The following is a 23,247-nucleotide window of genomic DNA, read 5'->3' as shown; positions in this document are numbered from 1 at the left end:
AGGCACGGCCGCCTTTGGCGATTACCCCAATAATCCCGCATGCAGCTGTGAGATGTGCTCAACAATGCCGCGCCAGCCGATCAACGATCTCGTCGCGCTGCGCGCCATCGTGCGCGAGCGCAGCTTCACGCGCGCGGCGGCGCAGCTCGGCGTCTCGCCCTCCGCGCTCAGCCACGCGATGCGCGGGCTGGAGGAGCGGCTGGGCGTCCGCCTGCTCACGCGCACCACCCGCAGCGTGGCGCCGACGCATGCGGGCGAGCGGCTGCTGGAGGCGATCGGGCCGCACCTCGACGGGATTGACGCCGAGCTCGCGACGCTGCGCACGCTCAGGGACAAGCCTGCGGGAATGATCCGCATCACCACGGGGATCGACGCCGCGCAGACGATCCTCTGGCCGGCGCTCGCGCGCTTGCTGCCAGATTATCCCGACATCGAAGTCGAACTCGCCATCGACGCGGGCTTTGTCGACATCGTCGCCGCGCGGTTCGACGCCGGCGTGCGGCTCGGCGAGACGATCGCGCAGGACATGATCGCCGTGCGGATCGGACCCGATATGCGCATGGCCGCCGTCGCGTCGCCCGCCTATTTCGCCGGGCGCGAACCGCCCGCGACGCCGCACGCGCTGGCGGCCCATGCCTGCATCAACCTCCGCTTCCCGACGCATGGCGGCCTCTATGCGTGGGAATTCGAGCGGCATGGCCGCGCGCTCACCGTGCGGGTCGCGGGGCAGCTGATCGTCAACGACATCGTCCTCGCCCGCCAGGCCGCGCGCGATGCGGCCGGCATCGCCTATCTGCCCGAGGAATATGTCCGCGACGACATGGCCGAGGGGCGTCTGGTGCGCGTCCTGGCGGACTGGTGCCCGCCCTTTCCGGGCTATTATCTCTACTATCCGAGCCGGCGCCAGCGTTCGCCGGCCCTGTCCGTGCTGATCGAGGCGCTGCGCTATAGCAGCCAGCGCGGGTGAGCGGCGCCCCGGGGCAAGGGCGCAACGCATAAAAAGATCGCTTCCGTCGCGATGACGCGCGAAGCGACGATCGCTCGCCCCTAGCGCTATTAAGTTTCTCCGTTTTGGTCTAAGGCGAGTTGCCAATGTGCAGGAGGGGGGGGCATGGAGATCGCGTTCACGCTCGGGATGGCGCTTGTCGCGGCCGCCGCCGCGGCCATGGGCGCGCCGGATCTGGAGGATGTTCCTCTCGACGAGGTGCAGTTCGTGACCACCCACAACAGCTATCATCGTGCGCCGGGCCGCGCGCTGCTCCAGTATCTGCGGGCATCGGGCTTTGCGGAGGGCGGCAGATGGACGGGGCCGGCGCTGGCGCGGGCGGTTGAGTATTCCCGTGCCGCTCTGTCCGCCCAGTTGGATCAGGGCATTCGCGGGCTCGAGCTGGATGTGCATGACGATCCGATGGGCAAGCGCTTCGTAGAGCCTCCCTTTAGCCTGGCGTTGGGCGGGCACGGTGCGGCGGCGGTACGCGCCTGGGACCCGGCGGGCGATCGGTTCCGTGGGGGCTTCAAAACCTTCCACAAGGCCGCTTACGATCCGCAGACATCGTGTTTGCGCTTTTCGGCGTGCCTCCGGGAGATAGCCCGCTGGTCCGATCGTCACCCCGATCATATGCTCATCACTCTGATGATCGAGGTGAAGCCTGCCGAGGACGTGCGGTGCGTCGCGCTGTGCGACGACGGCTGGCGACGGCTGAAGCAGGAAATTGTCCACGCATTGGGTCGTGATCGGCTGCTATGGCCGATCAACGCAGATCAGCCCTGGCCCTCGATGCGCGCGCTGCGCGGCAAGGTCATGGTCATGTTGCTGGATTCAGAGGCCGCCGCGGCGAGCTACCGGCGCCAGACGGAGCGCGAGGGGGATGACCTCCTGTTCACCGCGCGTCGCCCGCGGCAAGGCGCGCCGCTGACCCTAGATGGCCATGCCCGGATCGCGATCCTGCCGGATCCGTTCGACCCGCGCATCGCGCAGGCGCGCCGCGGCCATATGCTGGTCTATACCCGGGCCGATGCGGACACCGAGGAGGCGCGCGCCAATGATCCGCGCCGGCGGGACGCCGCCTTCGCGAGCGGGGCCACCTTCATCGCCACCGACTATCCCGACCCGGATCGTCGCTTCTCGCGCTATCGGGTCCGCTTTGCCGGGGGCGGCTATGTCCGGCGCGTCCCGGATCAATAGTGAGACGTGGCGGGCAGACCGGGAAGCGCCTCATCCTCGCGCCAATCGAGCAGCGTCCGAACGATCGGGAGCGCCGCCGCCCCGACGACGCCCGCTCGCCGGCCGAGCGCCGAGCAAAGCACCCGCGGAATTGGCAGCCCGACGCCTTCGTCGCAAAAGCCCGCACCGCCTACTTCGACGGTCAGCGCCTGGAGCAGCGGAAGCGGCAAGCGGCCGCCTATCACCACCGCGTCAGGGTCGAGCAGCCGCGCGGTGATCGACAATTGCGCGCGCAACTGGGCGCCGGCGCGGCGAATCCACCCGCGCAACACTGGACAGGAGTTCAGGTCGAGCGCCTCCAGGTCAACAAAGTCATCCGCCGCTATTCCGGCCGCGGAAAGCGTCGCGAACAGATCCTGCCCAGAGGGACGAGGACGATCATTGGGGAACTGGATGCCGAGCATGCCGGCATTGCCGCGCGCGCCGCGGACCAGCCGGCCGTTCATGAAAATGCCGCCACCGACTCCATGGCCGATATGGACGAACAGGAAGGAGTCGATCGTCTGCGCGACGCCGACCAGGCGCTCGCCTAACGCCGCGCTGGCGGCGTCATTCTCGACCGAGACCGGCTCGCCGACATTGGCGGCATAGTCGGCGAGCGCGTCCTGCCGCGCCAGCGCAGGGAAGAAAGCGTGGGCATTTAGCCGCCGCGCGCCATCGATGAAGTCGCCCGGCACCGCGAGGCCGATGCCGAGCAAGGGCCCATCCGCCATGCTCTTCATGTCGGACAGAAAGTCGTTGGTCAGTCGGGCGAGCGAGGCGGGCGACGCATCGACGATCGGCCGGCTGTCATGATTGATCAGCCGGCCACCCAGATCGACCATCCCCATCTCGACATGATGGTGGGAGAAGTAGATGCCGAGCGCGCGTCCGCCCTCGGGGCGGATCGACACCGGCCGCGTGGGCTGACCGCGCGCGCCGGTGCGGTTGACCCGTTCCTCGAGCAGGTTCCGGTCCGCGAGGCTGCGCACCAGCCGGGTGACCGAGGGTCCGGCCATGCCCGAAAGCGCGACGAGGTCGGTGCGCGCGATCGGGCCCTGGCGCCACACCAAGTCGAAGATCCGTCGTTCGCTTGCGGACAAAAGGAGCGTCATGCGCCGATTCTAAGCGGACTTCACACCCCATGCCAAGGGCGAATTAAACTCATCATGTAATTAAAAGGTCGCAGTCGATGGGTAGGCGGGGGCCTTCGATGGGGATCGATGGGGGGAAATGATGAGTTTGTTTCGGCTCGCCGCCTTGGGCGGTGCGGTGCTGGTCAGTCCAATCTCTATGCCCGCGCAGGCACAGCGGCCTATGCCGATGGTGCCGGCGCAAGACGACAAAGCGCGAGGGTCCGACAATGATGTCAGCGAGTCCATCATCGTACCGGCTTGCGCGGGCTCAATGCCTCCCTCGGCGCGACCAAGAAGAATGCCGGCCAGATCGTTGACAGCCTGACCCAGCGCGAGATCGATCAGCTGCCCGATCGCTCACTCGCCGAAGTGCTTGATCGCTTGCCCGGCGTAAGCTCCGATCGTGGCTTCTCGAGTTCCAACGCGCGCACCGTTACCATCCGCGGCTTTGATGCCCGGTACAATTCCATGGATGTCGACAGTAATGTCGTCTGGAACTCGTCCCGCAACAATCGCGGCACCCAGCTCGATGTCTTTCCGGCGGCGGTGATCAACCAGATCGACGTCTACAAGACAGTCCTGCCTGATCAGGACGCGAACTCGGTCGGCGGCCACCTGACGCTACGCACCTTGCGCGCGTTCGATGGCGGCCCGGGCACGCTCATCAAGGCGCAGGCAGCCTATGGCCTTTACGCGCAAGACAAGTATCCGGCGAGCGGCGGCCCCTCATTGCGCACCGATGGCGTGGCCAAATTCACCTTCGGGCCGCAGCATCAGTTCGGCATGGTGATTGGCGGCGAGTTTCAACAGCATCGCTTCTACGATCGCTATAACGAAGTCACTGCCTACACCCAGATTGGCGGCGACGATGTCGTCAACGGTGACATCTTTCACGGCATCTTCCCCAGCAAACAGGAACGGGCGGCATTATACGGCAAGCTGGAAAGCCGGTCCGAGGATCAATATTATGCCTTCCTGTCAGCAAGCTGGTTCAACGATCGGCTGGCGCAGTCCTTCAATCGCGGCGGCACCTTCATCACCGCGACGCGCGTCACCGGTGCGACGGGCGATGGCGGTAGCTTTGAGCGCGGGGTCGGGGAAACCTATTTCGAGCAATATCGGCTGAACCGGGAGACGCTGCTGCTCGGCAGCGGATTGGACTATCGGATCGGCGATACGGCGTCGGTGACGCTCCGGGGCGCCCATACCCGCTACACGCATGATGAGGACCTGTTCCGATCGGAGCGCTTCCAGCTTTCGGGTCTCTCGGGCAGCTACGATCTCGACCAGGTCCCGCCTTCGGTGTCGCTCAACGCCGCGTCGCTTGCCGCCGCCGGCAGCCCCGCGTCCTGGCTTCAGCGAACGGGGCGGCCAGCCTTCGACCAAGCCATTCCGCATCACGACAATGTCTATAATGGCAGCGCCGAGATCAATTGGAACGGGCAGGAGACTGCCCGCGGATTCGGCTTGATCGGCGGGATGTTCTGGCGACGGCTGGATCGCCGCTTCGATCAGACCACGCTCAATTACACGTTGGCGACCGGGCAGAGCTATCGCTTGTCCGACGTGCTCGATCCGGCCGCCGGAACGCAGCAGCCCAACGGGACGGATCCGGTTTTCATCGATCGCGCGGCTTACATCGCGTACATCACGAAAAATGGCGCATTTACACGCGACGATGCGCTGACGACGGACTATCGGCTGCATGAGGACGTGCTCGCCGGCCATCTCTCCGGTCTCTGGACCACCTCCTATCTGCGGCTGCTGGCGGGACTCCGGGTCGAGAAAACCTCGGTCGACAATGGCAGCGCCAGCGCCGTAAGCGGCACGATCGTGCCGCAGCAGCGTCGGTCTGACTATACGAACGTGCTGCCCAACGTGCAGCTCGCGGTCCAGCCCCTCGCCAACGTCAAGGCACGCTTGTCGTTCACCGAGACGCTGGCGCGGCCCGACTTTGCCGATTTTGCCAATGGCACCACCGTCAGCTTCAATGCGGCGGGCGTCCAGATCGTCAGCGGCGCCAATCCCAAGCTGGGGCCGCGCCGGTCGCGCAACTACGATGCCAGCATCGAATGGTATTTCCGTGGCGGCTTCCTATCGCTCGGCCTGTTCCGCAAGGAACTGTCCGATGAGACCTTCCGGCAGGTCCGCAACAGCGTCGATGCCAATGGCGTGCTGACGCTGATCGAGACGATCCCGCTCAATACCGGCAGCGCGCGGCTGAACGGGCTGGAACTGAGCCTCGTCAAGGAACGCTTCGATTTCCTGCCTGGTCCGCTTGGACATCTGGGGTTCAGCGGCAATTACACGCTGCTCGACGGCCAGTGGAAGGTCGTGTTCACCGATGGCGCGCGCCGGACGGTTGACGGGCTGCGGAACCAGCCCAGATGGCTCGCCAATCTCAAGCTGACCTACGCGCAAGGCCCGTTCGGGGCCAATATCGGCTATCGACTGCGCGGGCGGACCTTCACGGGAAGCTTCGGCGCGACCGCGGCGCAGGACATCTGGATTGATGCCTATGCCCGGCTGGATGCGCAGGCGAGCTTGCGCGTGCTCCCGCGCACGACGCTCTTCGCCGAGGGTCGTAACCTCACCAACAGCGAATGGGTCGAGCAGACTGGTCTGACGGCAAGGTCGACGGCCACCGCCATCAGCCAGGGGCGCTCCTTCTGGTTCGGTATCAAGATGAAGATCTAGAGGAGCATGGCGCCGCCTACCGCCCGCGATCACCATCGTGGGCGGCGCTTTGGCTCGGGCGCCGATTAAAAAATAGCAACAAATCCCGATAACATGGGTTTGGCGACTATGATCTCGAGCAAGCCCTATGCGCTCGTCGTGGACGACGATGCGGTGATCCTGATGCACGCCTGCGACATCCTCGATGCCGCGGGCTTCCGCTGCCACGAGGCGGGAAGCGCCGATGAGGCGGTGCACATCCTTGGTGATCATTGGGAGAGTGTCACGCTGCTCTTCTCGGATGTCGAGATGCCAGGCGCGATGGACGGCTTCGGGCTCGCCAGACATGTCGACCATCATTGGCCGCATATCGAGATTGTCGTGGCGAGCGGCCGGGTCAAGCCGGCGGCGGGGGAGATGCCCGACAAGGCCACCTTCATCGCCAAGCCGTTCAGCGCCACCACCGTGCATGACCATCTGCGGGAGAAATTGCCCGACGGCAAAATGCCCGAGCCGCTGAAACGGCCGGTCTAGTCGCCTCGGCGCATCGTCAAAGCGTTCCCCTGCCTGATCTCCGCATGCTCGCGGCCGTAACGAAGAGGCTTGTCGCCGCCGTCCCCGGCACCTAGCGTTCCGTAGGAGGAACGCTGATGCGGACGGACCTGAACGATCTGGCCTATTTCGCCGAAGTCGTCGGCCATGGCGGTTTCGCGGCGGCGGGCCGCGCGCTGCGCGAACCCAAGTCCAAGCTGAGCCGGCGCATCGCGGGGCTGGAAGAAAGGCTCGGCCTGCGGCTGATCGAGCGATCCAGCCGGCGCTTCCGCGTGACCGAGACGGGGCAGGCCTTTTACGAACGCTGCCGCGCGATGCTGGCCGAGGCCGAGCAGGCCGAGGCGCTGGTGCTTCAGGCGCAGTCGGAGCCGCATGGCCGCATCCGCTTCAGCTGTCCGACCGGCATGGTCGATCCCATCGCCGATCTGGTCGCCACCTTCCTCGCCAAATATCCGAAGGTCCGCCTCCAGCTCGTCGCCACCGATCGCGGGGTCGATCTGATCGAGGAGCGGATCGATCTCGCGCTCCGCGTGCGCTCCGCGCTGACGAGCGACGCGGCGCTGACGATGCGGTCGCTCGGCACCTCCACCCGGATCCTGGTGGCGAGCCCGGCGATGGCGAGCCAGGTGACCGGGCTGGAGCGTCTCGCCAGCCTGCCGATCCTCTCCACCGATGATGAGGCGGAGGAGGTCGAGTGGCATTTGGAGACGGCGGACGGCCGGCGTCAGCTGCTGCGGTCCGTGCCCCGGCTCGGCTGTGGCGATCTGGCGGCGGTGCGCCACGCGGCCAGCGCCGGCCTGGGCGTCGCGATCCTGCCCGATCGCGTCTGTCGCCAGGCGATCGCGGCGGGGCGCCTCGTGCATGTGCTGCCCGAATGGCGCGGCGTCACGGGGATCGTCCATCTTGTCTTCACCACGCGGCGCGGACTGGCGCCGGCGGTCCGGGCGCTGATCGATCATCTGGCGACGCATTTTCCGCAGAACGCGCTGGTCGCGCGGTAGCGGGAACGCGCCCGGCCGGCGGACGCTTGAGGCGGCACGGCCGTCGACCCGCCGCTATCGGAGTTGCTGATGTCTGCCTATCTGCACCGCCCCCGATCCACGCTGATCGACCGGCCGACGCCGATCCAGCGCCTGACCCGGCTGGAAGAGTCGCTCGGCCGCGCCTGCCCGCCCATCTACGCCAAGCGTGACGATCTGATGGGGCTGGGCGGGGGCGGCAACAAGCTCAGGAAGCTGGAGTTCCTGATCGGCGAGGCGCTGGCGCAAGGATGCGACACCTTCATCACCACCGGCGCGCGCCAATCCAACCATGCGCGCCTGAGCGCCGCCGCCGCCGCGCGGGCCGGGCTCGCCTGCGAGCTGATCCTCACCGAAAGCGTCGCGCGCGAGGACGAGACCTATCGCCGCAACGGCAATGTGCTGCTCGACGCGCTCTTCGGCGCGACGGTCGTGCGACGCCCCGCCGGCACGGACGCCCTGGCGGTCGCCCAGGCGCGCGCGGAGCAGCTCGCCGCGACGGGGCGGCGCGCCTATGTCGTCGGCTCGGGGGGGTCGTCGCCGCTGGGCTGCCTCGGCTATGCGCTGTGCGCGGAGGAGATCATCGCGCAGGAGCAGGCGGCGGATCTTCGCTTCGCGCGGATCATCGTGCCCAATGGCAGCGCCGGCACGCATGCCGGGCTCGCGGCGGGCCTCAAGGCGGCCGGCGACGCGCCCGCGCGAATCCTGTCGTTCACCGTGCTCGCGCCGGTCGAGGCGGCGCGGGCGGCCACGCTCGACCTGGCGGGCAAGACCCTCGCGCTGATCGATCCGGCGCGCGGCCTCGCCGGCGACGAGATCCTGGTGTCGGGCGATCAGCTCGGCGAGGGCTATGGCGTCCCCACCGAGGCGATGATCGAGGCGGTGCGGCTGGTCGCCCGGACGGAAGGGCTGCTGCTCGATCCTGTCTATGGCGGAAAGGCCTTTGCCGGCCTGATCGCCGCGATCCGGCAGGGCGCCTGGCATGGCGGGGAACCGATGCTGTTCATCATGACCGGCGGCCTGCCCGGACTTTTCGCCTATGAGCCCGCCTTCCGATCCGCATAGCGGGCGGCGCGCGGCGAGATCATCGGACTTCCCGTCCTGCGGGCGGCGCGGCCCGGCGGCGCGCGTGGGCGCCGGCCGGACCGTCTCGGATCACGCCGCCCAGCGCGACCCGCGGATGACGCTGCAGAAATTGCCGGCGTGGAAGTGCGGTTCCTTATCCGCGATCACATCGGCCTTGACGTTGCCGAAGGTGGTATCGGGCTTGTGCTTGATGCCGTCGTAAAAGGCCTGGATGATGTCTTCCTTGAAGTGCGCCGAGCGCGGAAAGGCGCGCACCACCGCCTCGCGCGTGGCGTCGTCATACTCGCCATAGGTGAGGCCGAGCACATCCATCTCGACCCCGGCCGTGGTCAGCGCGATCACCGGGTGCATGAATTCGGGCACGCCCGGCGTCGTGTGCAGCGCGATCGCCGTCCACACCGTATCGAGATCGGCCTGCGGAATGCCGTGGCTGCGCAGGAAATCGCGGGCGGCGTCCGCGCCATCCACCTCGAAGCGGTGGTCGGCGCTGCTATGCTGGGGCATCAGGCCGGTATCGTGGAACATGGCGGCGGCATAGAGAAGTTCGGGATCGTAGCGCAGGCCGCGCCGCGTGCCGGCGAGCGCGCCGAACAGGAAGACCCGGCTCGAATGGTTGAACAGCAATTCCGTCTCGCAATCGCGGATATAGTCGGTGATCGCGCGACCGAGCTTGCTATCGGGGATCGAGACCCCATCAATGTCGATCATATGACGGGCGGCACTGGCCATTGGACTCTCCATCTCTGGGCGCGCGCCAACGCTCCACATCGGAGGGCTGGCGGCGGGCGCGGGGTCGAGGCCGGGGGCCGCGGGGGCGGGGGGCGCCGGCTAGAGCCTTCCGCCTCGACGAGCGACATATGGCCCGCCGAGCATGCGGCCGGAAGCGACGCCGGGGCCGCAGAAGCTGCCAACCATCCCGGGATTACTGCCGGCGTCCGTCCGTCGCGTCGCTCCGGCGCCGCCATGTCCGTGCGGCGCCGGCGCTCCCCGCCGTGGAAGAGGGCCGCATGACCAGGCGATCGGTCGCGCTCGTCATCCACCAAGGCGTTCAGGCCCTCGATCTGACCGGACCGATGGACGTGTTCGCCGAGGCCAACGGCTTTGTCGCGCCGGATCAGGGCTATGATCTCGTCGTCGTCGGCCCGGACAGGGCGCCGCTCAGAGCGTCCAACGGCCTGATGCTGATCCCCGACAGGGGCTTCAGCGAGGCGGCGCAGCGTTTCCAGACCGCGCTTGTCGCGGGCGGTCCCCAGCTCCCCGATCAGCCCCGCGACGCGAGGATGAGCGCCTGGCTCACCGACTGGGCGGTCAAGGCGGAGCGCTACGGATCGATCTGCACCGGCGCCTTCGCGCTCGGCCGCGCCGGACTGCTCGATGGCAAGATGGCGACGACGCATTGGGAGAATGCCGCCAGGCTGGCGCAGATGTTCCCGCGCGCGCGCGTCGAGGCGGATCGCATCTTCCTGCGCGATGGCGCGCTGGTCACCTCGGCGGGGGTGACGGCGGGGATCGACCTCGCGCTGGCGCTGGTCGCCGAGGATCATGGGCGCGATGTCGCGCTCGCCTGCGCGCGACGGCTTGTCGTCGCCGCGCAGCGCCAGGGCGGCCAGTCGCAATTCAGCCCGCACCTCATCCCGCATTCGCCGCCCGGATCGCCGCTGGCGCGCGTCCAGGCCCATGTCCAGGCGCATATGCAGGAACCCTTGCCCGTCGACCGGCTGGCCGAGATCGCCGGCACCAGCCCGCGCAGCCTGGCGCGGATGTTCACCGCAGAGCTCGCGCTGACCCCGCACGAATTCGTCGAGGGCGTGCGCATCGATTATGCGCGCAACCTGCTCGAGGCGACGGACAAGCCGCTCAAGGTGATCGCCTTCGAATGCGGCTTCGGCGGCGCTGAGCAGATGCGGGTGGTGTTCCAGAAAAGGCTTGGCGTCAGCCCGGCGGCCTATCGCGGCAGCTTCCGGCCGGAAAGCCCGGCGCTCGCCCGCTAGCCCGGCCGAATCGGCGTCTCGCCACCGGATGCACTGTCGCGCGCATGGTGGGCCTTTTGCGGCGCCGCCGGCGCGTCTTCGGGCGAAGGCGCCCCTCCTATTCTGCCGAATGCGCCGCTGATCCCGCCAATCTGGCCGATCGGCGGCCATCGCCGCGCACCCCGCCTTGCGCCCGTCGCCCTCGCGGCATAGCTCGGCGGCGGAAGATACAAGCATATGCTGGTATCGGGCTTAGAAGGATCAAGACGATGGGCCAGGCGGACTTTCTCATCAGCGGTGCCTCCGGTCGGACCGGTGGCGCGGCGATCGACCATCTGCTCGCCATGGGCAAAAAGGTGCGCGCCTATATGCGCTCGGATGGCGAGGCCGCCGCCGCGCTGCGCGCGCGTGGCGTCGACATCGCCTTTGGCGACTTCACGGATCTCGATGCGATCCGCGCCGCGATGGAAGGGATTAGGGGCGCCTATTTCCTGCACCCGATCGCGCCGGGCATCCTCTCGGCGGTGGCCTTCTTCGCGCAGGCCGCCCGCGAGGCGGGGGTGCGCACGATCGTCAACATGTCGCAAATCTCCGCGCGCCGCGATGCGAGCAGCCATGCCGCGCAGAACCACTGGGTGTCCGAGCGGCTGTTCGACTGGTCGGGCGTCGCGACGACGCACATCCGGCCGACCTTCTTCGCCGACTGGCTCATCTATCCGCATTTCGCCAGCGAGATCTGGGCCACCAAGACGATCACCTATCCCTTTGCCGACGGCCGCCACGCGCCGATCTATTCGGAAGATCAGGGCCGCGTGATCGCCCATCTTCTGGCCAAGCCGGAGGGGCATGCGGGCAAGATCTACACGCTGCACGGGCCGGTCGAACTGAACCACGATCAGATCGCCGCCGAGATGAGCAAGGTGCTCGGCACCGAGATCCGCTACGAACCGACCAGCATCCCGGCGTTCAAGGAGAAGATGGAGACTCTCTACAAATTCCCGCCCTTCCTCGTGCAGCATCTGGTCGAGGTCGCGCAGGATTATCGGGACGGTGTGTTCGCCGGCACCAACACTCTCGTGAAGGAGATTACCGGCACCGAACCGATGACGGTCGCCGAAATCATCGAGAAGAACCGCGCCGCCTTCGCTTGACGTCAGGCTTCTTTGCTCGCCCGGCGGTGCTCGGGCGAGCCTTGCCTGCTAAGGGCCGAGCATGACCAAGCCGGATTTGCCCATGCCTGCTGCGCAACAGCCGCCCCGCGCCGAGCAGTGCCACTGCTTTCTGGCGCGCCGCACCGCCCGGCAGATCACGCGCTTCTACGATGCGCACCTCCATCCGGTGGGGCTCAAGATCACCCAGTTCCTCACGCTGGCGATCCTCAACGAAAGGCCGCTTGCGGCCATCACCGATCTTGCCGATCGGCTCGACGTGGATGCCACCGCGATGGGCAAGATGATCGCCACGCTCGAGCGCGCCGGCGTCGTCGAGGTGCATCGCGCCAAAACGGACGGCCGCAGCCGCGTCGTCAGCATGACCGTCAAAGGGCGCGCGCGCTTCGAGGCGGCGGTGCCCCTGTGGCGCGGCGCGCAGGCGGCGATCGAACAGGCGAATGCGGTGGAGACGAAAGAGCGGCTCCGCCTCGGCCTGTCCATTCCCGCCATCAGCCCGGCAGCCTGACCCTCAAGCACACGCGGCTATGTGCACGCGCGTCTCGCCGCATCGCGCGATCGTGGGAGCGGCGGGCCGATGTCGCGCGGCGGGTGGCGGTGAGGGCGTCCGGGATCGGTGGCCCGCACGGCTCATTCGAACAGCGCCCGGTCCTGTTCGAACATCGCCATCACCTCATCGGCGACGACGCGGATGGAGGCGTTCTTCCGGTCGCGGGTGCGGGTCAGCAGGAACACATCCTTGCTCGCGGGCACGCCGCCCAGGTCGCACCGCCGCAGGAGCGGATCGGCGCGGCCGATATAATGGGGGATCAGCGCCAGGCCCGCGCCCGACCGCGCCGCGATCGCCTGGAGGAACTGGTCCTTGGCGCGAAACGCCACGCGCGCGCGTGGAAAATGCCGTGTCATCCAGGTGGCGGCGGAGAGATAGGCATCGGCTTCGTTGAAGCCGATGAAGACCGGCTCGCCCCCCGCCTCGACGGCGCGGCAGGCCGCTTCGGTGCCATAGAAGCCGTAGCCCACGGTGGTGAGGGGACGCGCGATCACATCGCCGTCCTTGGGCTTATCGAAGCGGATCGCGATGTCCGCCTCGTGCCGTTCCAGGCTGATCGCGCGCAGCGCCGGGGCAAGATCGATATCCAGACGCGGATAGCGCGCCGCGAGCGTCGGCAGGCGTGACACGAGGAAGCCGGAGGCCAGGCCCGGCGATGCGTTGATGCGGACAAGCCCGCCGGGCGCGCCGTCGGCCAGGCCACGGGCGAGGCTCTGCGCCGCCTGCTCCATCTCGCTCGCCGCCTCGAGCGCATGCGTGCCCGCGGGCGTCAGGACATAGCCTTCGGGACGTCGCTCCACGAGCTTCTCGCCCAGGCTCGCCTCCAGCGAATGGAGCCGACGGGCGATCGTCGCATGGTTGACCCCGAGCATTCGCGCGGCGGCGGAGAGGCTGCCCTGTCGCGCCAGCACCACGAACATGCGCACGTCCTGCCAGTCCATGTCTGTGCGTTTTTGATCAGCCATTGATCGGAGATAGCAGATTTCCGGACATCCGGCAGCCCCCTATCTGCCGGCCATCAGCCACGCACACAGGAACTCAGCCATGCCGGACGTTCAGAAAGTCGCCATCGTCACGGGAGCCTCGCAGGGGCTTGGCGAAGGCATTGTCAGAGGATTTCGCGAGCGCGGATATGGCGTGATCGCCACCTCGCGCTCGATCCGGCCCTCCATCGAGCCGGGCCTCGTCACCGTCGCCGGCGACATTGGAGACCCGGAGACGGGCAAGCGCCTGGTGGCGGCGGCGCTCGACAGCTTCGGCCGCATCGATACGCTGGTGAACAATGCCGGCATCTTCATCGGCAAGGCCTTCGCGGACTATACGGAGGCGGATTACCGCCTCAAGCTGAAGACCAATCTCGACGGCTTCTTCTTCACCACCCAGGCCGTGGCGCCCGTGATGCTGGAGCAGGGCCATGGCCACATCGTCCAGATCACGGCCTCGACCGCCGAATTCGCCAGCGCGCGCTCGCCCGCCTTCCTCGCCATGCTCACCAAGGGCGGCATGAACGCCGCCACGAAGAGCCTCGCGATCGAATATGCCACCCGCGGCGTGCGCGTGAACGCGGTCGCCCCCGGCGTCATCCGCACGCCCATGCACGACGCCAGGACCGTCGACCAGCTCGCCGGCTTCCATCCCATGAACAGGCTGGGCGAGGTCGAGGATATCGTGCGCGCCGTGCTGTACCTGGAGGATGCCGCCTTCTCGACCGGCGAGATCCTGCACGTCGATGGCGGGCTGATCGCCGGCCGCTGAGCCCCCCGGGCCTTTTTTCCATCGGAGACATGCCATGCCGATCGTGAACATCCTCGTCACGCGCGAGGGCACCAGCCCGGGCGCGGACCGCACCACCGCCGAACAGAAGAAGGCGATCTACAAGGGGATCGCCGACCTGCTCTTCGACGTGATGGGCAAGCCGCGCGAGGACACCACCGTGATCTTCCACGAACATGAAATCGAGGATCTGGGGCAGGGTGCGCTGCCGCTGGCCGCGTATCGCCGCGAGCGGGCGCGATCGCGCCAGACGGCGGGCTGACGCAAGTCCCGGCACACCAAGCACGTTGGCGAGGGCGCTGCCCATCGCCGGCGCTCAAATCAGGAGACTATCGATGAACAGGATCGTCGCCGGGCTCGGCGCCGCGGCGCTGTCGCTTGCCGCGATGGGCAGCGCCCACGCCAGGCCCGCCCGCAATATCGTGCTGGTCCACGGCGCCTTTGCCGACCAGACCAGCTGGAACAAGGTCGCCCTTCGGCTGCGTCGCAAAGGCTATCGCGTCACGCTCGTCGCCAATCCGCTGACCTCGCTGGCGGACGACGTGGCCGCCACGCGCAAGGCGCTGGCCGCACAGAACGGCCCCACCGTGCTGGTCGGGCATAGTTGGGGCGGCGTGGTGATCGGGGAGGCGGGCGACGATCCCAAGGTGTCCGCGCTGGTCTATATCGCCGCCTATGCGCCCGATCGCGGCGAGAGCCTCGAGGCGCTGTCGAAGGGGGCGCCGCCGACGCCGGGCCAGAAGACGCTCCGGCCGGACGCCCGCGGTTATCTCGCGATCGATCCCGCCGCGCTGCCCCGCGTGTTCGCCGGCGATCTTCCCGTCCGCGAAGGCGAGGCGCTGGCGGCGCACCAGATGCCGCTCAACGGGGCGGTGTTCGGAAGCGAGGCCAGGATCGCCGCCTGGCACGACAAGCCGAGCTTCTACGCCATCTCCGCCAACGACCAGATGATCGCCCCCGAGGCCGAGGCCTGGTTCGCAAAGCGGATGAACGCCCAGACGGTGACGCTGCCATCAAGCCACGCCTCGCCCGTGTCGCACCCCGCCGAGGTGGCGGATCTGATCGAGCGCGCGGCCCGCTGACGCCGCCGCCCGCCATCTCCACTCCGGATCGAAAGTCCTCCCATGAACATCACGCATGTCGACGCCTATTTCGAGGCCCTGAGCAAGAGGGACACTCTGCGCATCGTCCCGCACCTCGCCGAGACCATTGTCCTCCACGGCCCCATCTTTCCCGAGCCCACGATCGGCAAGGATGCGGTCGTCGAGATATTGTCCGGTTTTCTGGAGACGATCGACGCCTTGCAGGTCGATCTGCGCTTTGCGTCGGATCGCGATGTCGCGGTCTTCTTCAGCTTCACCTGCCGGGGCATCACGGTGAAGGGCAATGAGCATCTACATCTGAACGAGGCGGGCCTGATCGACAGCATCGAGGTGGCCTGGCGCCCGCTTCCTGCGGCGGTGCAGGTCCAGCAGGTCTTCGCCGCCACGCTGGGCTTCGAGGCGATGTAGCGCGTTCCGGCGCCGGCCGGCCAGGCCAGAAGGGCCGCCGCACCGGCGTTCAGCGCGCGGCGAGGCGCTTCTCGTCCGCGGCGGGGCCGGCGTTCCAGCCGCCGCCGAGCGCGCGGAACGAGGCGACCGCCGCGCGCGCGGACTCGGTGCGCGCCTGGACGAGCGCGTCGCGCGTCTCGAGCAGGCGCGTATCGGCGTCGAGCACCTCGATCAGGCTCACCACGCCCCCCTTATAGGCGGCCATCGAGGCCTGCTGCGCGCGCGCGAGCGCCGCCTCGCCACCCGCCAGCGTCTGCTGCTGCTGCTCCCGGTGGACGAGCGTGGAGAAGGCGTTCTCGACATCCTCCGAGGCGCGCAGCACCGCCAGCCGATATGCCGCCAGCGCCTCGGCGTTGCGGCCGCGCGCGGCCTTGATCTCGGCGTCGACGCGGCCGAAATCGAACAGCCGCCAGCGCAGCCCGGCGACGCCCTGCGCCTGGAAGGCGCCGCCCGTGAACAGCCCGGCGGGCCCGGTGGCGGCGGTGCCGATCAGCCCCGTCAGCGAGATTTTCGGGAAATATTCCGAGATGGCCGAGCCGATGCGCGCGTTGGACGCGGCCAGCTGGCGCTCGGCGACGATGAGATCGGGCCGGCGCTGCAGCAGGTCCGCCGGGCTGCCGATGTCCGTGATGGCGGGCGCCAGGGGGATGGCGGCGGGCGGCGCGAGCAGCGCGCGCTCGGTGCCGGGCTGCTCGCCCATCAGCACGTCGAGGCCATTCAGCGCGCCGTCCAGCGCGACCTGGAGCAGCGGCACGCTCGCCTTGACCTGCGCGAGCACGCCCTCGGCCTGCCGCAGCTGCAGCTCGGCGGCGACCCCCTTGCGATATTGCAGCGCGATGGTGTCGACGAGCCGCTGCTGCGTGGTCACCTGCGCCTCGGCCACGGCGAGCCGCGCCTGAAGGCCCCGGATCGCGATATAGGTGTCGGCCACTTCGGCCGCGACCGCGAGCCGCGCGGCGGCGACGCCCGCGCGCGAACCCTGATAGGCATCGAACGCGGCCTCGCGATCGCGCCGCAGGCCGCCGAACAGATCGATCTCCCAGCTGGCAGCGACATCGCCTTCATAGGCCTCCTGGTTGCGGCCGATGCCGAAGGCGGCCAGCTGGCGCCCCTGCAGCGTATCCCCGGAGAGGCGGACGGCGGCGGCCGAGCCCGTGACCGTGCCCGAGGGCAGCAGCGCGGCATTGGCCTCGTGGAGCCCGGCGCGCGCCTGCGTCACGCGGGCGATGGCTTGCGCTATGTCGAGATTCTGCGCCAGGGCCTTGTCGACAAGGCCGGTGAGCATGGGATCGCCGAAGCCGGACCACCAGGCGCCATCGCGCGCGGCGGTGGCGGCGGCGATCGGCGCGGCGCGCGCGGCGACGGCGGGCGTTCCCAGGAAGGCGGCCGGGGCGGCGATCGGCGGGCGGTGATAATCGGGGCCGACCGCGCAGCCGCCCAGCAGGCTCGCGCTCAGAAGGGCAGTCAGATGGGACGCGCGCATGTCGACCTCGGATCAGCGGATGAGTGACTGATATACAATGCGGTCACTCGTTGTCAACGGGTCATGGCTTCGCTACATGACGGGCATGACCGATCTTCACGCCAGCACGGCCGCCGGCCAGCGCGGCCCCTCCGACCACACGATCCGCGATCAGATCATCGCCGCCGCCGACGAGCATTTCAGCCGCTACGGCTATGGCAAGACGACGGTCGCCGATCTGGCCAAGGCGATCGGCTTCTCCAAGGCCTATATCTACAAGTTCTTCGAGTCGAAGCAGGCGATCGGCGAAGCGATCTGCTCGATGTGTCTCGGCTCGGTCACCGCCGCGGTCGAGGAAACGCTCGCGGACGCCAGGTCCGCGACCGACAAGTTCCGCAGACTGTTTATGACGGTGGCGGTGAAGACCAAGGAAATCGCCTTCAACGATCAGAAAATCTACGAGATCGCCGCCTATTCCTGCGCGGAAAGATGGTCGTCCGCCACCAAATACATTGCGGGCATCGAGCGGATCGTGACCGAGATCGTCCTCGAGGGGCGGGCCTCCGGCGAGTTCGAGCGCAAGACGCCGATCGACGAGGCCGTGCGCGCGATCATGTCCGTCTTCCAGCCGTTCATGAATCCGGTGATGCTCCAATATAATCTCGAGGCCGTGCCCGAGGGCGCGAACGAGGTGGCGAGCCTGGTCCTCCGGAGCCTCGCCCCCTGATAATCGACCAAAGTGACTGGTGACGCATTGACACATCGGTCACTAAGGCGCAGATGAGCGCAGCCCATTGTGGGAGCGACTCATGCCACGCCTTCGTCACGCCGCGCCGATCATCGCCCTTTCCTTTGCCCTGGCTGCCTGCGCGAAGGCGCCCGCGGATCCCCGCCAGGGTGCGCAACTCGTTCGCGTCGCCACCGCGGGCGCGATCGGCCAGCCGGCGCGCGCCTTCACCGGCATCGTGTCCGCGCGGGTGCAGAGCGATCTCGGCTTCAGGGTGCCCGGCAAGATCGTGGCGCGGCTCGTCGATACCGGCCAGACCGTTCGCAAGGGCCAGCCGCTCATGCGGATCGACCGCAATGATCTCGCGCTCGCCACCGTCGCCCAGGCCGGCACCGTCGCGGCGGCGCGCGCCAAGGCGCTCCAGACGGCCGCCGACGAGAAACGGTATCGCGATCTCGTGACGGCCGGCGCCGTCTCGGCCTCGGCCTATGACCAGGCCAAGGCCGCCGCCGACGCCGCGCGCGCGCAGCTCGCCGCGGCGGAGGCGCAGGCGGGCGTCGCGCGCAACCAGGCCGGCTATGCGCTGCTCGTCGCCGATGCGGACGGTGTCGTCGTCGAGACGCTGGCCGAGCCCGGCCAGGTGGTCGCGGCCGGGCAGACGGTGGTGCGGCTCGCCCATGCCGGCCCGCGCGAGGCGGCGATCAGCCTGCCCGAAACCTTCCGCCCGGCGATCGGCTCGATCGCCCGCGCCTCGGTGTTCAACAGCGCGGCGACGGGCACGGCGCGTCTGCGCCAGCTCTCCGATTCCGCCGATCCGCAGACGCGCACCTTCGAGGCACGCTATGTCCTGCAGGGCGCCGCCGCCAACGCGCCACTCGGCGCCACGGTGACGATCGCCGTGCCCGATGCCCGATCGGCCGGCGCCATGGAGGTGCCGCTGGGGGCGATCTTCGACAATGGGCATGGCCCCGGCCTTTGGATCGTCGGGGGCAGACCGCTCAGGGTCGCCTGGCGCGCGGTGCAGGTGGCGGCGCTCGGTGACGAGACCGCCACCCTTCCGGGCGGCCTCCATCCCGGCGAGCGCTTCGTCGCGCTCGGCGCCCATTATCTCCACCAGGGCGAGGCGGTCCGCGTCGCCCCCGAACAGGTCGCGGCACAATGAACGCTCCCGAAAAGACGGGAGGCTTCAACCTCTCGGCGCTCGCGGTTCGCGAACGCTCGGTCACGCTCTTCCTCATCCTCGCCATTTCGATGGCCGGGCTGTTCGCCTTCCTCCATATGGGCCGCGCCGAGGATCCCAACTTCACCATCAAGCAGATGACCTTCGTCACCGCCTGGCCGGGCGCCACCGCGCGGGAGATGCAGGATCAGGTGGCGGAGCCACTCGAGAAGCGGATGCAGGAGCTGACCTGGTACGATCGCACCGAAACCTATACGCGGCCGGGCCTCGCCGTCACCACCGTCACGCTCAAGGATCCCACGCCGCCCGCGCAGGTGCCCGAGGAATTCTATCAGGCGCGCAAGAAGCTTGGCGATGAGGCGCTGAAGCTGCCGCAGGGCGTGCAGGGCCCCTTCATCAACGATGAATATGGCGACGTCACCTTCGCGCTCTACGCGCTCAAAGGCGAGGGCGAGCCCGAGCGCGTGCTCGTCCGCCAGGCGGAAGCGCTGCGGCAGCGGCTGCTGCACGTGCCCGGCGTGAAGAAGGTCAACGTCATCGGCGAGCGCCCGGAGAAGATCTACGTCGAATTCTCCTATGCGCGGCTCGCCACGCTCGGCGTGTCGGCGCGCGATCTGTTCGCGGCGCTCGCCAGCCAGAATATGCTGACGCCGGCGGGCTCGATCGACACGCACGGTCCGCAGGTCCAGGTCCGCCTCGACGGCGCGTTCGACAATCTCCAGAAGATCAAGGACACGCCAATCCTGTCGGGCGGCCACACGCTCAAGCTGTCGGACATCGCCGAGGTGAAGCGCGGCTATGAGGATCCCGCCACCTTCCTGATCCGCAACCAGGGCGCCCGCGCGCTGGAACTCGGCGTGATCATGAAGGAGCGCTACAACGGCCTCCAGCTCGGCAAGGATCTGGACAAGGAAGCCAAGGCGATCGCGTCCGAAATGCCGCTCGGCCTGAGCTTCACCAAGATCACCGACCAGGCGGTGAACATCCAGGAAGCCTATGGCGAGTTCATGCTCAAATTCTTCGTCGCCCTGGTGGTGGTGATCGCGGTCAGCCTTGTCAGCCTGGGCTGGCGGACCGGCATCGTCGTCGCGCTCGCGGTGCCGCTCACGCTCGCGGGCGTGTTCGTCATCATGCTGGCGACGGGGCGCGATTTCGATCGCATCACGCTCGGCGCGCTGATCCTCTCGCTCGGCCTGCTGGTCGATGACGCGATCATCATCATCGAGACGATGGTGGTGAAGATGGAGGAGGGGTTTCATCGCGTCGCCGCGGCGACCTATGCCTGGGGCCACACCGCCGCGCCGATGCTGGCGGGCACGCTGGTCACGACGATCGGGCTGATGCCGGTCGGCTTCGCCAAGTCGAGCGCCGGCGAATATGCCGGCAACATCTTCTGGGTGGTGGGCTTCGCGCTGCTCACCTCGTGGGTGGTCGCGGTCACCTTCACCCCCTATCTCGGCGTCAAGCTGCTGCCGGACTTCACGCCGATCGCGGGCGGCCATGCCGCGATCTATGGCACGCCGCGCTACCAGCGGCTGCGCGCAGGCCTCTCCTGGATCGTCGACAACAAGAAGAAGGTGGCGCTTGCCGTGCTCGCGCTCTTCTTCGCGGCGGTCTTCTTCATGGGCTTCGTCAAGCAGCAATTCTTCCCGATCTCGGATCGGCCCGAGGTGCTGGTCGAGGTGCAGATGCCCGAGGGCAGCAGCATCGAGGCGACCAGCGCGGCGACCGAGAAGGTCGAAGCCTGGCTGCGCAAACAGCCCGAGTCGAAGATCGTCACCGCCTATATCGGGCAGGGGCCGCCGCGCTTCTACCTGCCCTTCGCGCCCGAGCTTCCTGATCCCTCCTTCGCCAAGATCGTCGTGCTGACGCCCAGCGAGAAGGATCGCGAGGCGCTCAAGCACCGCGCCCGCGTGGAGGCCGCCGACGGCCTCGTGCCCGCCGCGCGCATCCGGGTGACGCAGCTCGTTTTCGGCCCCTATTCGCCCTTTCCGGTCGCGTTCCGCGTAATGGGGCCGAACGAGGACAAGGTGCGCGCCATCGCCGAGCAGGTCCGTCAGGTCATGCTGAAGAACACGTCCATGCGGCAGGTGAACACCGACTGGGGCGAGCGCGTGCCGACCGTGCATTTCGTGCTCGATCAGGATCGGCTGCGCGCGATCGGCCTCTCCTCGCAGGATGCCGCGCAGCAGCTGCAATTCCTGCTCACCGGCGTGCCCGTGACCCAGGTGCGCGAGGATATCCGCTCGGTCGAGGTCGTGGCGCGCAGCGCCGGACCGGATCGGCTCGATCCCGCCCGGCTCGGCGGCTTCACGCTGACCGGCGGCGCGGGCCAGCGCGTGCCGCTCGATCAGATCGGGAAGGCGGTGGTCCGGATGGAGGATCCGATCCTCCACCGGCGCGACCGCTTCGTGACGATCACCGTGCGCGGCGACATTGGCGAGGAGTTCCAGCCGCCGGATATCGCCAACCAGATCATCGCGCAGATCAAGCCGATCGTCGCCGCGCTGCCGCCCGGCTACAAGATCGAGACGGGCGCCGCGCTGGAGGAAGCGGGCAAGGCCAATGTCGCGCTCGCCGCCGTCTTCCCGCTGATGATCATCCTGATGATGGTGGTGATCATCTTCCAGGTGCGGTCGATCTCGGCGATGGCGATGGTGCTGCTCACCGCGCCGCTCGCGCTGGTCGGCGTCGTGCCCACGCTGCTGATCTTCAACCAGCCTTTCGGCTTCAACGCGATCCTCGCGATGATCGCGCTGGCCGGGATCATCATGCGCAACACGCTGATCCTGATCGGGCAGATCCACCAGAATGAGGCGGACGGGCTCGATCCCTATCATGCGGTGGTGGAGGCGACGGTGCAGCGCGCGAGGCCGGTGATCCTGACGGCGCTCGCCGCGGTGTTCGCCTTCATCCCGCTCACCCAGTCGGTCTTCTGGGGATCGCTCGCCTATACGCTGATCGGCGGCACGATCGGCGGCACCCTGTTGACGCTGGTCTTCCTGCCGGCGCTCTACGCCCTCTGGTATCGCATCAAGCCCGGCCGGGATCGCGAGGCCGCGCACCGCGATCCGGCGGAGGTGCCGGTCCCGGCGGCCTGAGCGTCTGGGCCCGGACGGTTGATCGATCGTCCGGGCCTGGCCTAGAATAAGGGATGACCTCGGAAGCTGCCGCTGCCGTCCCGCCCGAGCGGCGCAAGATCGTCATCGCCACCTATGCGGGCGCGAAGATGCTCGATGTCACGGGTCCGCTCCAGGCCTTCAGCGAGGCGCGGCTGGAGGATGGCCGGCCGGCCTATACGGTGGTGGTCGCGTCCGAAAGCGGGGGCCTGGTCGGAACGGACACCGGCGTCGCGCTGGACACCCGCACGCTGGACGCCGCGACGCTTCGCGATGTCGATACGCTGCTGGTCGCGGGCGGCACGCTGCCCGAGCCGCTCGCGCAGACCGAAGCGCTGCGCGCCGCGCTGGGTGCCTATCTCGAGTGGCCGCGGCGTCTGGGGTCGATTTGCACCGGCGCCTTCATCCTCGCGCGGTCGGGCCTTCTCGATGGCAGGGAGGCGACGACGCATTGGGCCGCCTGCGCGCAATTGGCGCGCGAATATCCCCGAATCACGGTCAAATCCGACTCGATTTTCGTCAATTCCGGCCGAATCTGGACCTCGGCGGGCGTTTCGGCGGGGATCGACATGGCTTTGGCGATGATCGAGCAGGATCTCAGCCACCGCGCGGCGCTCGATGTGGCGCGCGGGCTGGTCCTGTTCCTCAAGCGTCCCGGCGGCCAGGCGCAGTTCAGCATCGAGCTTCGCCAGCAGATGCAGGATGCGCGCGGGCGGTTCGACGCGCTCCACCTTTGGATCCGCGCCAATCTCGATAAGGATCTGTCGGTGCCCCTTCTCGCCGGCGCCGCCCATATGAGCCCCCGCAATTTCGCGCGCGTCTATCAGCGGGAAACCGGCCTCAGTCCGGCGCGCGCGGTCGAGCTGATGCGGATCGAAGCCGCGCGCCGCCTGCTCGAGACCGCCGGCGATCCCATCCAGCGCATCGCGCATCGGACGGGCTTTGGCGATGACGAGCGCATGCGGCGCGCCTTTGTGAAGACTTTGGGCGTCTCGCCCAACGCCTATCGCGCCCGCTTCGGCCGGCCTTCGTCCTAAAGCGAGGGGTGGTTGTCATTGCTGCCAGGCTGACGCGC

General features: G+C 68.1%; 21 protein-coding genes. 17 read left to right on the top strand and 4 right to left on the bottom strand.

All coding sequences use genetic code 11. From position 1 onward, the window contains the following. The first annotated feature begins 64 nt into the window (after positions 1–64). Entirely contained in the window at positions 65–967 is a 903-nt protein-coding gene (locus tag LHA26_RS03015; RefSeq protein ID WP_252167277.1) for a LysR family transcriptional regulator, read from the top strand. A 144-nt stretch (positions 968–1,111) separates the two neighbouring features. After that, positions 1,112–2,185 carry a Ca2+-dependent phosphoinositide-specific phospholipase C gene (locus LHA26_RS03010; RefSeq protein ID WP_252167276.1) on the top strand — a complete coding sequence of 358 codons (1,074 nt, stop codon included), beginning with the start codon at positions 1,112–1,114 and terminating at the stop codon, positions 2,183–2,185. Here the strand turns inward: LHA26_RS03010 and LHA26_RS03005 are convergent. Beyond that, positions 2,179–3,318, bottom strand: a complete 1,140-nt coding sequence (locus LHA26_RS03005; protein WP_252167275.1) for an ROK family transcriptional regulator — start codon at positions 3,316–3,318, stop codon at positions 2,179–2,181. The genes LHA26_RS03010 and LHA26_RS03005 overlap by 7 nt on opposite strands. Positions 3,319–3,597: 279 nt before the next feature. On the opposite strand from LHA26_RS03005, the gene LHA26_RS03000 reads away from it, so the two are divergent. The 4 genes from LHA26_RS03000 to LHA26_RS02985 all read left to right on the top strand — a co-directional run bounded on the left by LHA26_RS03000 (position 3,598) and on the right by LHA26_RS02985 (position 8,651). Beyond that, the gene (locus tag LHA26_RS03000) at positions 3,598–6,036 is read left to right on the top strand and encodes a TonB-dependent receptor (RefSeq protein WP_252167274.1); all 2,439 of its coding nucleotides are present in this window, start codon (positions 3,598–3,600) and stop codon (positions 6,034–6,036) included. Between the two features lie 108 nt (positions 6,037–6,144). Further along, positions 6,145–6,549 (top strand): response regulator, encoded by a 405-nt coding sequence (locus LHA26_RS02995; protein ID WP_252167273.1) that lies wholly within the window; start codon positions 6,145–6,147, stop codon positions 6,547–6,549. 116 nt (positions 6,550–6,665) lie between these two features. Next, positions 6,666–7,568: a LysR family transcriptional regulator gene (locus LHA26_RS02990; RefSeq protein WP_252167272.1), complete on the top strand. Its 903-nt coding sequence runs from the start codon at positions 6,666–6,668 to the stop codon at positions 7,566–7,568. A gap of 69 nt (positions 7,569–7,637) precedes the next feature. Then, complete coding sequence (locus tag LHA26_RS02985) at positions 7,638–8,651, top strand: D-cysteine desulfhydrase family protein (protein WP_252167271.1); 1,014 nt, start codon at positions 7,638–7,640, stop codon at positions 8,649–8,651. A 90-nt stretch (positions 8,652–8,741) separates the two neighbouring features. Here LHA26_RS02985 and LHA26_RS02980 read toward each other — a convergent pair whose 3' ends face one another. After that, entirely contained in the window at positions 8,742–9,401 is a 660-nt protein-coding gene (locus LHA26_RS02980) for an HD domain-containing protein (protein ID WP_252167270.1), read from the bottom strand. Positions 9,402–9,679: 278 nt separating this feature from the next. Here LHA26_RS02980 and LHA26_RS02975 point away from each other — a divergent pair, with 278 nt between their 5' ends. The 3 genes from LHA26_RS02975 (at position 9,680) to LHA26_RS02965 (ending at position 12,319) form a co-directional block, all read left to right on the top strand. After that, complete coding sequence (locus LHA26_RS02975) at positions 9,680–10,663, top strand: GlxA family transcriptional regulator (protein WP_252167269.1); 984 nt, start codon at positions 9,680–9,682, stop codon at positions 10,661–10,663. 248 nt (positions 10,664–10,911) lie between these two features. Next, positions 10,912–11,793, top strand: a complete 882-nt coding sequence (locus tag LHA26_RS02970) for an NmrA family NAD(P)-binding protein (protein ID WP_252167268.1) — start codon at positions 10,912–10,914, stop codon at positions 11,791–11,793. An 82-nt stretch (positions 11,794–11,875) separates the two neighbouring features. Further along, complete coding sequence (locus LHA26_RS02965) at positions 11,876–12,319, top strand: MarR family winged helix-turn-helix transcriptional regulator (protein WP_252167267.1); 444 nt, start codon at positions 11,876–11,878, stop codon at positions 12,317–12,319. A 122-nt stretch (positions 12,320–12,441) separates the two neighbouring features. Here LHA26_RS02965 and LHA26_RS02960 read toward each other — a convergent pair whose 3' ends face one another. Then, a complete protein-coding gene (locus LHA26_RS02960; protein ID WP_252167266.1) occupies positions 12,442–13,302 on the bottom strand; it encodes a LysR family transcriptional regulator in 861 nt (286 codons plus the stop codon). 103 nt (positions 13,303–13,405) lie between these two features. Between LHA26_RS02960 and LHA26_RS02955 the strand changes: the two genes are divergently transcribed. The 4 genes from LHA26_RS02955 to LHA26_RS02940 all read left to right on the top strand — a co-directional run bounded on the left by LHA26_RS02955 (position 13,406) and on the right by LHA26_RS02940 (position 15,645). Then, positions 13,406–14,116, top strand: a complete 711-nt coding sequence (locus tag LHA26_RS02955; protein ID WP_252167265.1) for an SDR family NAD(P)-dependent oxidoreductase — start codon at positions 13,406–13,408, stop codon at positions 14,114–14,116. Positions 14,117–14,150: 34 nt separating this feature from the next. After that, positions 14,151–14,396, top strand: coding sequence for a tautomerase family protein (locus LHA26_RS02950; protein ID WP_252167264.1), 246 nt, complete (start codon positions 14,151–14,153; stop codon positions 14,394–14,396). Positions 14,397–14,469: 73 nt separating this feature from the next. Beyond that, positions 14,470–15,216: an alpha/beta fold hydrolase gene (locus LHA26_RS02945; protein ID WP_252167263.1), complete on the top strand. Its 747-nt coding sequence runs from the start codon at positions 14,470–14,472 to the stop codon at positions 15,214–15,216. A 42-nt stretch (positions 15,217–15,258) separates the two neighbouring features. Next, a complete protein-coding gene (locus LHA26_RS02940) occupies positions 15,259–15,645 on the top strand; it encodes a nuclear transport factor 2 family protein (RefSeq protein WP_252167262.1) in 387 nt (128 codons plus the stop codon). Positions 15,646–15,694: 49 nt separating this feature from the next. Here the strand turns inward: LHA26_RS02940 and LHA26_RS02935 are convergent, their stop codons facing one another. After that, positions 15,695–17,167, bottom strand: coding sequence for an efflux transporter outer membrane subunit (locus LHA26_RS02935; protein ID WP_252167261.1), 1,473 nt, complete (start codon positions 17,165–17,167; stop codon positions 15,695–15,697). A gap of 76 nt (positions 17,168–17,243) precedes the next feature. Here LHA26_RS02935 and LHA26_RS02930 point away from each other — a divergent pair, with 76 nt between their 5' ends. From LHA26_RS02930 to LHA26_RS02915, 4 genes are all read left to right on the top strand, one after another. Continuing rightward, entirely contained in the window at positions 17,244–17,873 is a 630-nt protein-coding gene (locus LHA26_RS02930; protein ID WP_252167260.1) for a TetR/AcrR family transcriptional regulator, read from the top strand. An 82-nt stretch (positions 17,874–17,955) separates the two neighbouring features. After that, entirely contained in the window at positions 17,956–19,035 is a 1,080-nt protein-coding gene (locus LHA26_RS02925) for an efflux RND transporter periplasmic adaptor subunit (RefSeq protein ID WP_252167259.1), read from the top strand. After that, complete coding sequence (locus LHA26_RS02920; RefSeq protein WP_252167258.1) at positions 19,032–22,154, top strand: efflux RND transporter permease subunit; 3,123 nt, start codon at positions 19,032–19,034, stop codon at positions 22,152–22,154. Before LHA26_RS02925 ends, LHA26_RS02920 begins: the two co-directional genes overlap by 4 nt. Positions 22,155–22,207: 53 nt before the next feature. Continuing rightward, complete coding sequence (locus tag LHA26_RS02915) at positions 22,208–23,209, top strand: GlxA family transcriptional regulator (RefSeq protein ID WP_252167257.1); 1,002 nt, start codon at positions 22,208–22,210, stop codon at positions 23,207–23,209. The last annotated feature ends 38 nt before the right edge of the window (positions 23,210–23,247 follow it).

It is taken from the genome of Sphingomonas morindae (assembly GCF_023822065.1).
In the GTDB taxonomy this organism is placed as follows: Bacteria; Pseudomonadota; Alphaproteobacteria; order Sphingomonadales; family Sphingomonadaceae; genus Solisphingomonas; species Solisphingomonas morindae.
Note: the sequence above shows the minus strand (reverse complement) of the source record. Positions and strands in the feature narration are given on the sequence as shown.

Coding starts and splice junctions, on each gene's coding strand:
- LHA26_RS02975 (WP_252167269.1), top strand. CDS start 9,680: ATGACCAGGCGATCGGTCGCGCTCGTCATCCACCAAGGCGTTCAGGCC.
- LHA26_RS02955 (WP_252167265.1), top strand. CDS start 13,406: ATGCCGGACGTTCAGAAAGTCGCCATCGTCACGGGAGCCTCGCAGGGG.
- LHA26_RS02920 (WP_252167258.1), top strand. CDS start 19,032: ATGAACGCTCCCGAAAAGACGGGAGGCTTCAACCTCTCGGCGCTCGCG.
- LHA26_RS02965 (WP_252167267.1), top strand. CDS start 11,876: ATGCCTGCTGCGCAACAGCCGCCCCGCGCCGAGCAGTGCCACTGCTTT.
- LHA26_RS02960 (WP_252167266.1), bottom strand. CDS start 13,302: ATGGACTGGCAGGACGTGCGCATGTTCGTGGTGCTGGCGCGACAGGGC.
- LHA26_RS02990 (WP_252167272.1), top strand. CDS start 6,666: ATGCGGACGGACCTGAACGATCTGGCCTATTTCGCCGAAGTCGTCGGC.
- LHA26_RS02950 (WP_252167264.1), top strand. CDS start 14,151: ATGCCGATCGTGAACATCCTCGTCACGCGCGAGGGCACCAGCCCGGGC.
- LHA26_RS02985 (WP_252167271.1), top strand. CDS start 7,638: ATGTCTGCCTATCTGCACCGCCCCCGATCCACGCTGATCGACCGGCCG.
- LHA26_RS03005 (WP_252167275.1), bottom strand. CDS start 3,318: ATGACGCTCCTTTTGTCCGCAAGCGAACGACGGATCTTCGACTTGGTG.
- LHA26_RS03015 (WP_252167277.1), top strand. CDS start 65: ATGCCGCGCCAGCCGATCAACGATCTCGTCGCGCTGCGCGCCATCGTG.
- LHA26_RS02995 (WP_252167273.1), top strand. CDS start 6,145: ATGATCTCGAGCAAGCCCTATGCGCTCGTCGTGGACGACGATGCGGTG.
- LHA26_RS03010 (WP_252167276.1), top strand. CDS start 1,112: ATGGAGATCGCGTTCACGCTCGGGATGGCGCTTGTCGCGGCCGCCGCC.
- LHA26_RS02945 (WP_252167263.1), top strand. CDS start 14,470: ATGAACAGGATCGTCGCCGGGCTCGGCGCCGCGGCGCTGTCGCTTGCC.
- LHA26_RS02915 (WP_252167257.1), top strand. CDS start 22,208: ATGACCTCGGAAGCTGCCGCTGCCGTCCCGCCCGAGCGGCGCAAGATC.
- LHA26_RS02980 (WP_252167270.1), bottom strand. CDS start 9,401: ATGGCCAGTGCCGCCCGTCATATGATCGACATTGATGGGGTCTCGATC.
- LHA26_RS02925 (WP_252167259.1), top strand. CDS start 17,956: ATGCCACGCCTTCGTCACGCCGCGCCGATCATCGCCCTTTCCTTTGCC.
- LHA26_RS02970 (WP_252167268.1), top strand. CDS start 10,912: ATGGGCCAGGCGGACTTTCTCATCAGCGGTGCCTCCGGTCGGACCGGT.
- LHA26_RS02940 (WP_252167262.1), top strand. CDS start 15,259: ATGAACATCACGCATGTCGACGCCTATTTCGAGGCCCTGAGCAAGAGG.
- LHA26_RS02935 (WP_252167261.1), bottom strand. CDS start 17,167: ATGCGCGCGTCCCATCTGACTGCCCTTCTGAGCGCGAGCCTGCTGGGC.
- LHA26_RS02930 (WP_252167260.1), top strand. CDS start 17,244: ATGACGGGCATGACCGATCTTCACGCCAGCACGGCCGCCGGCCAGCGC.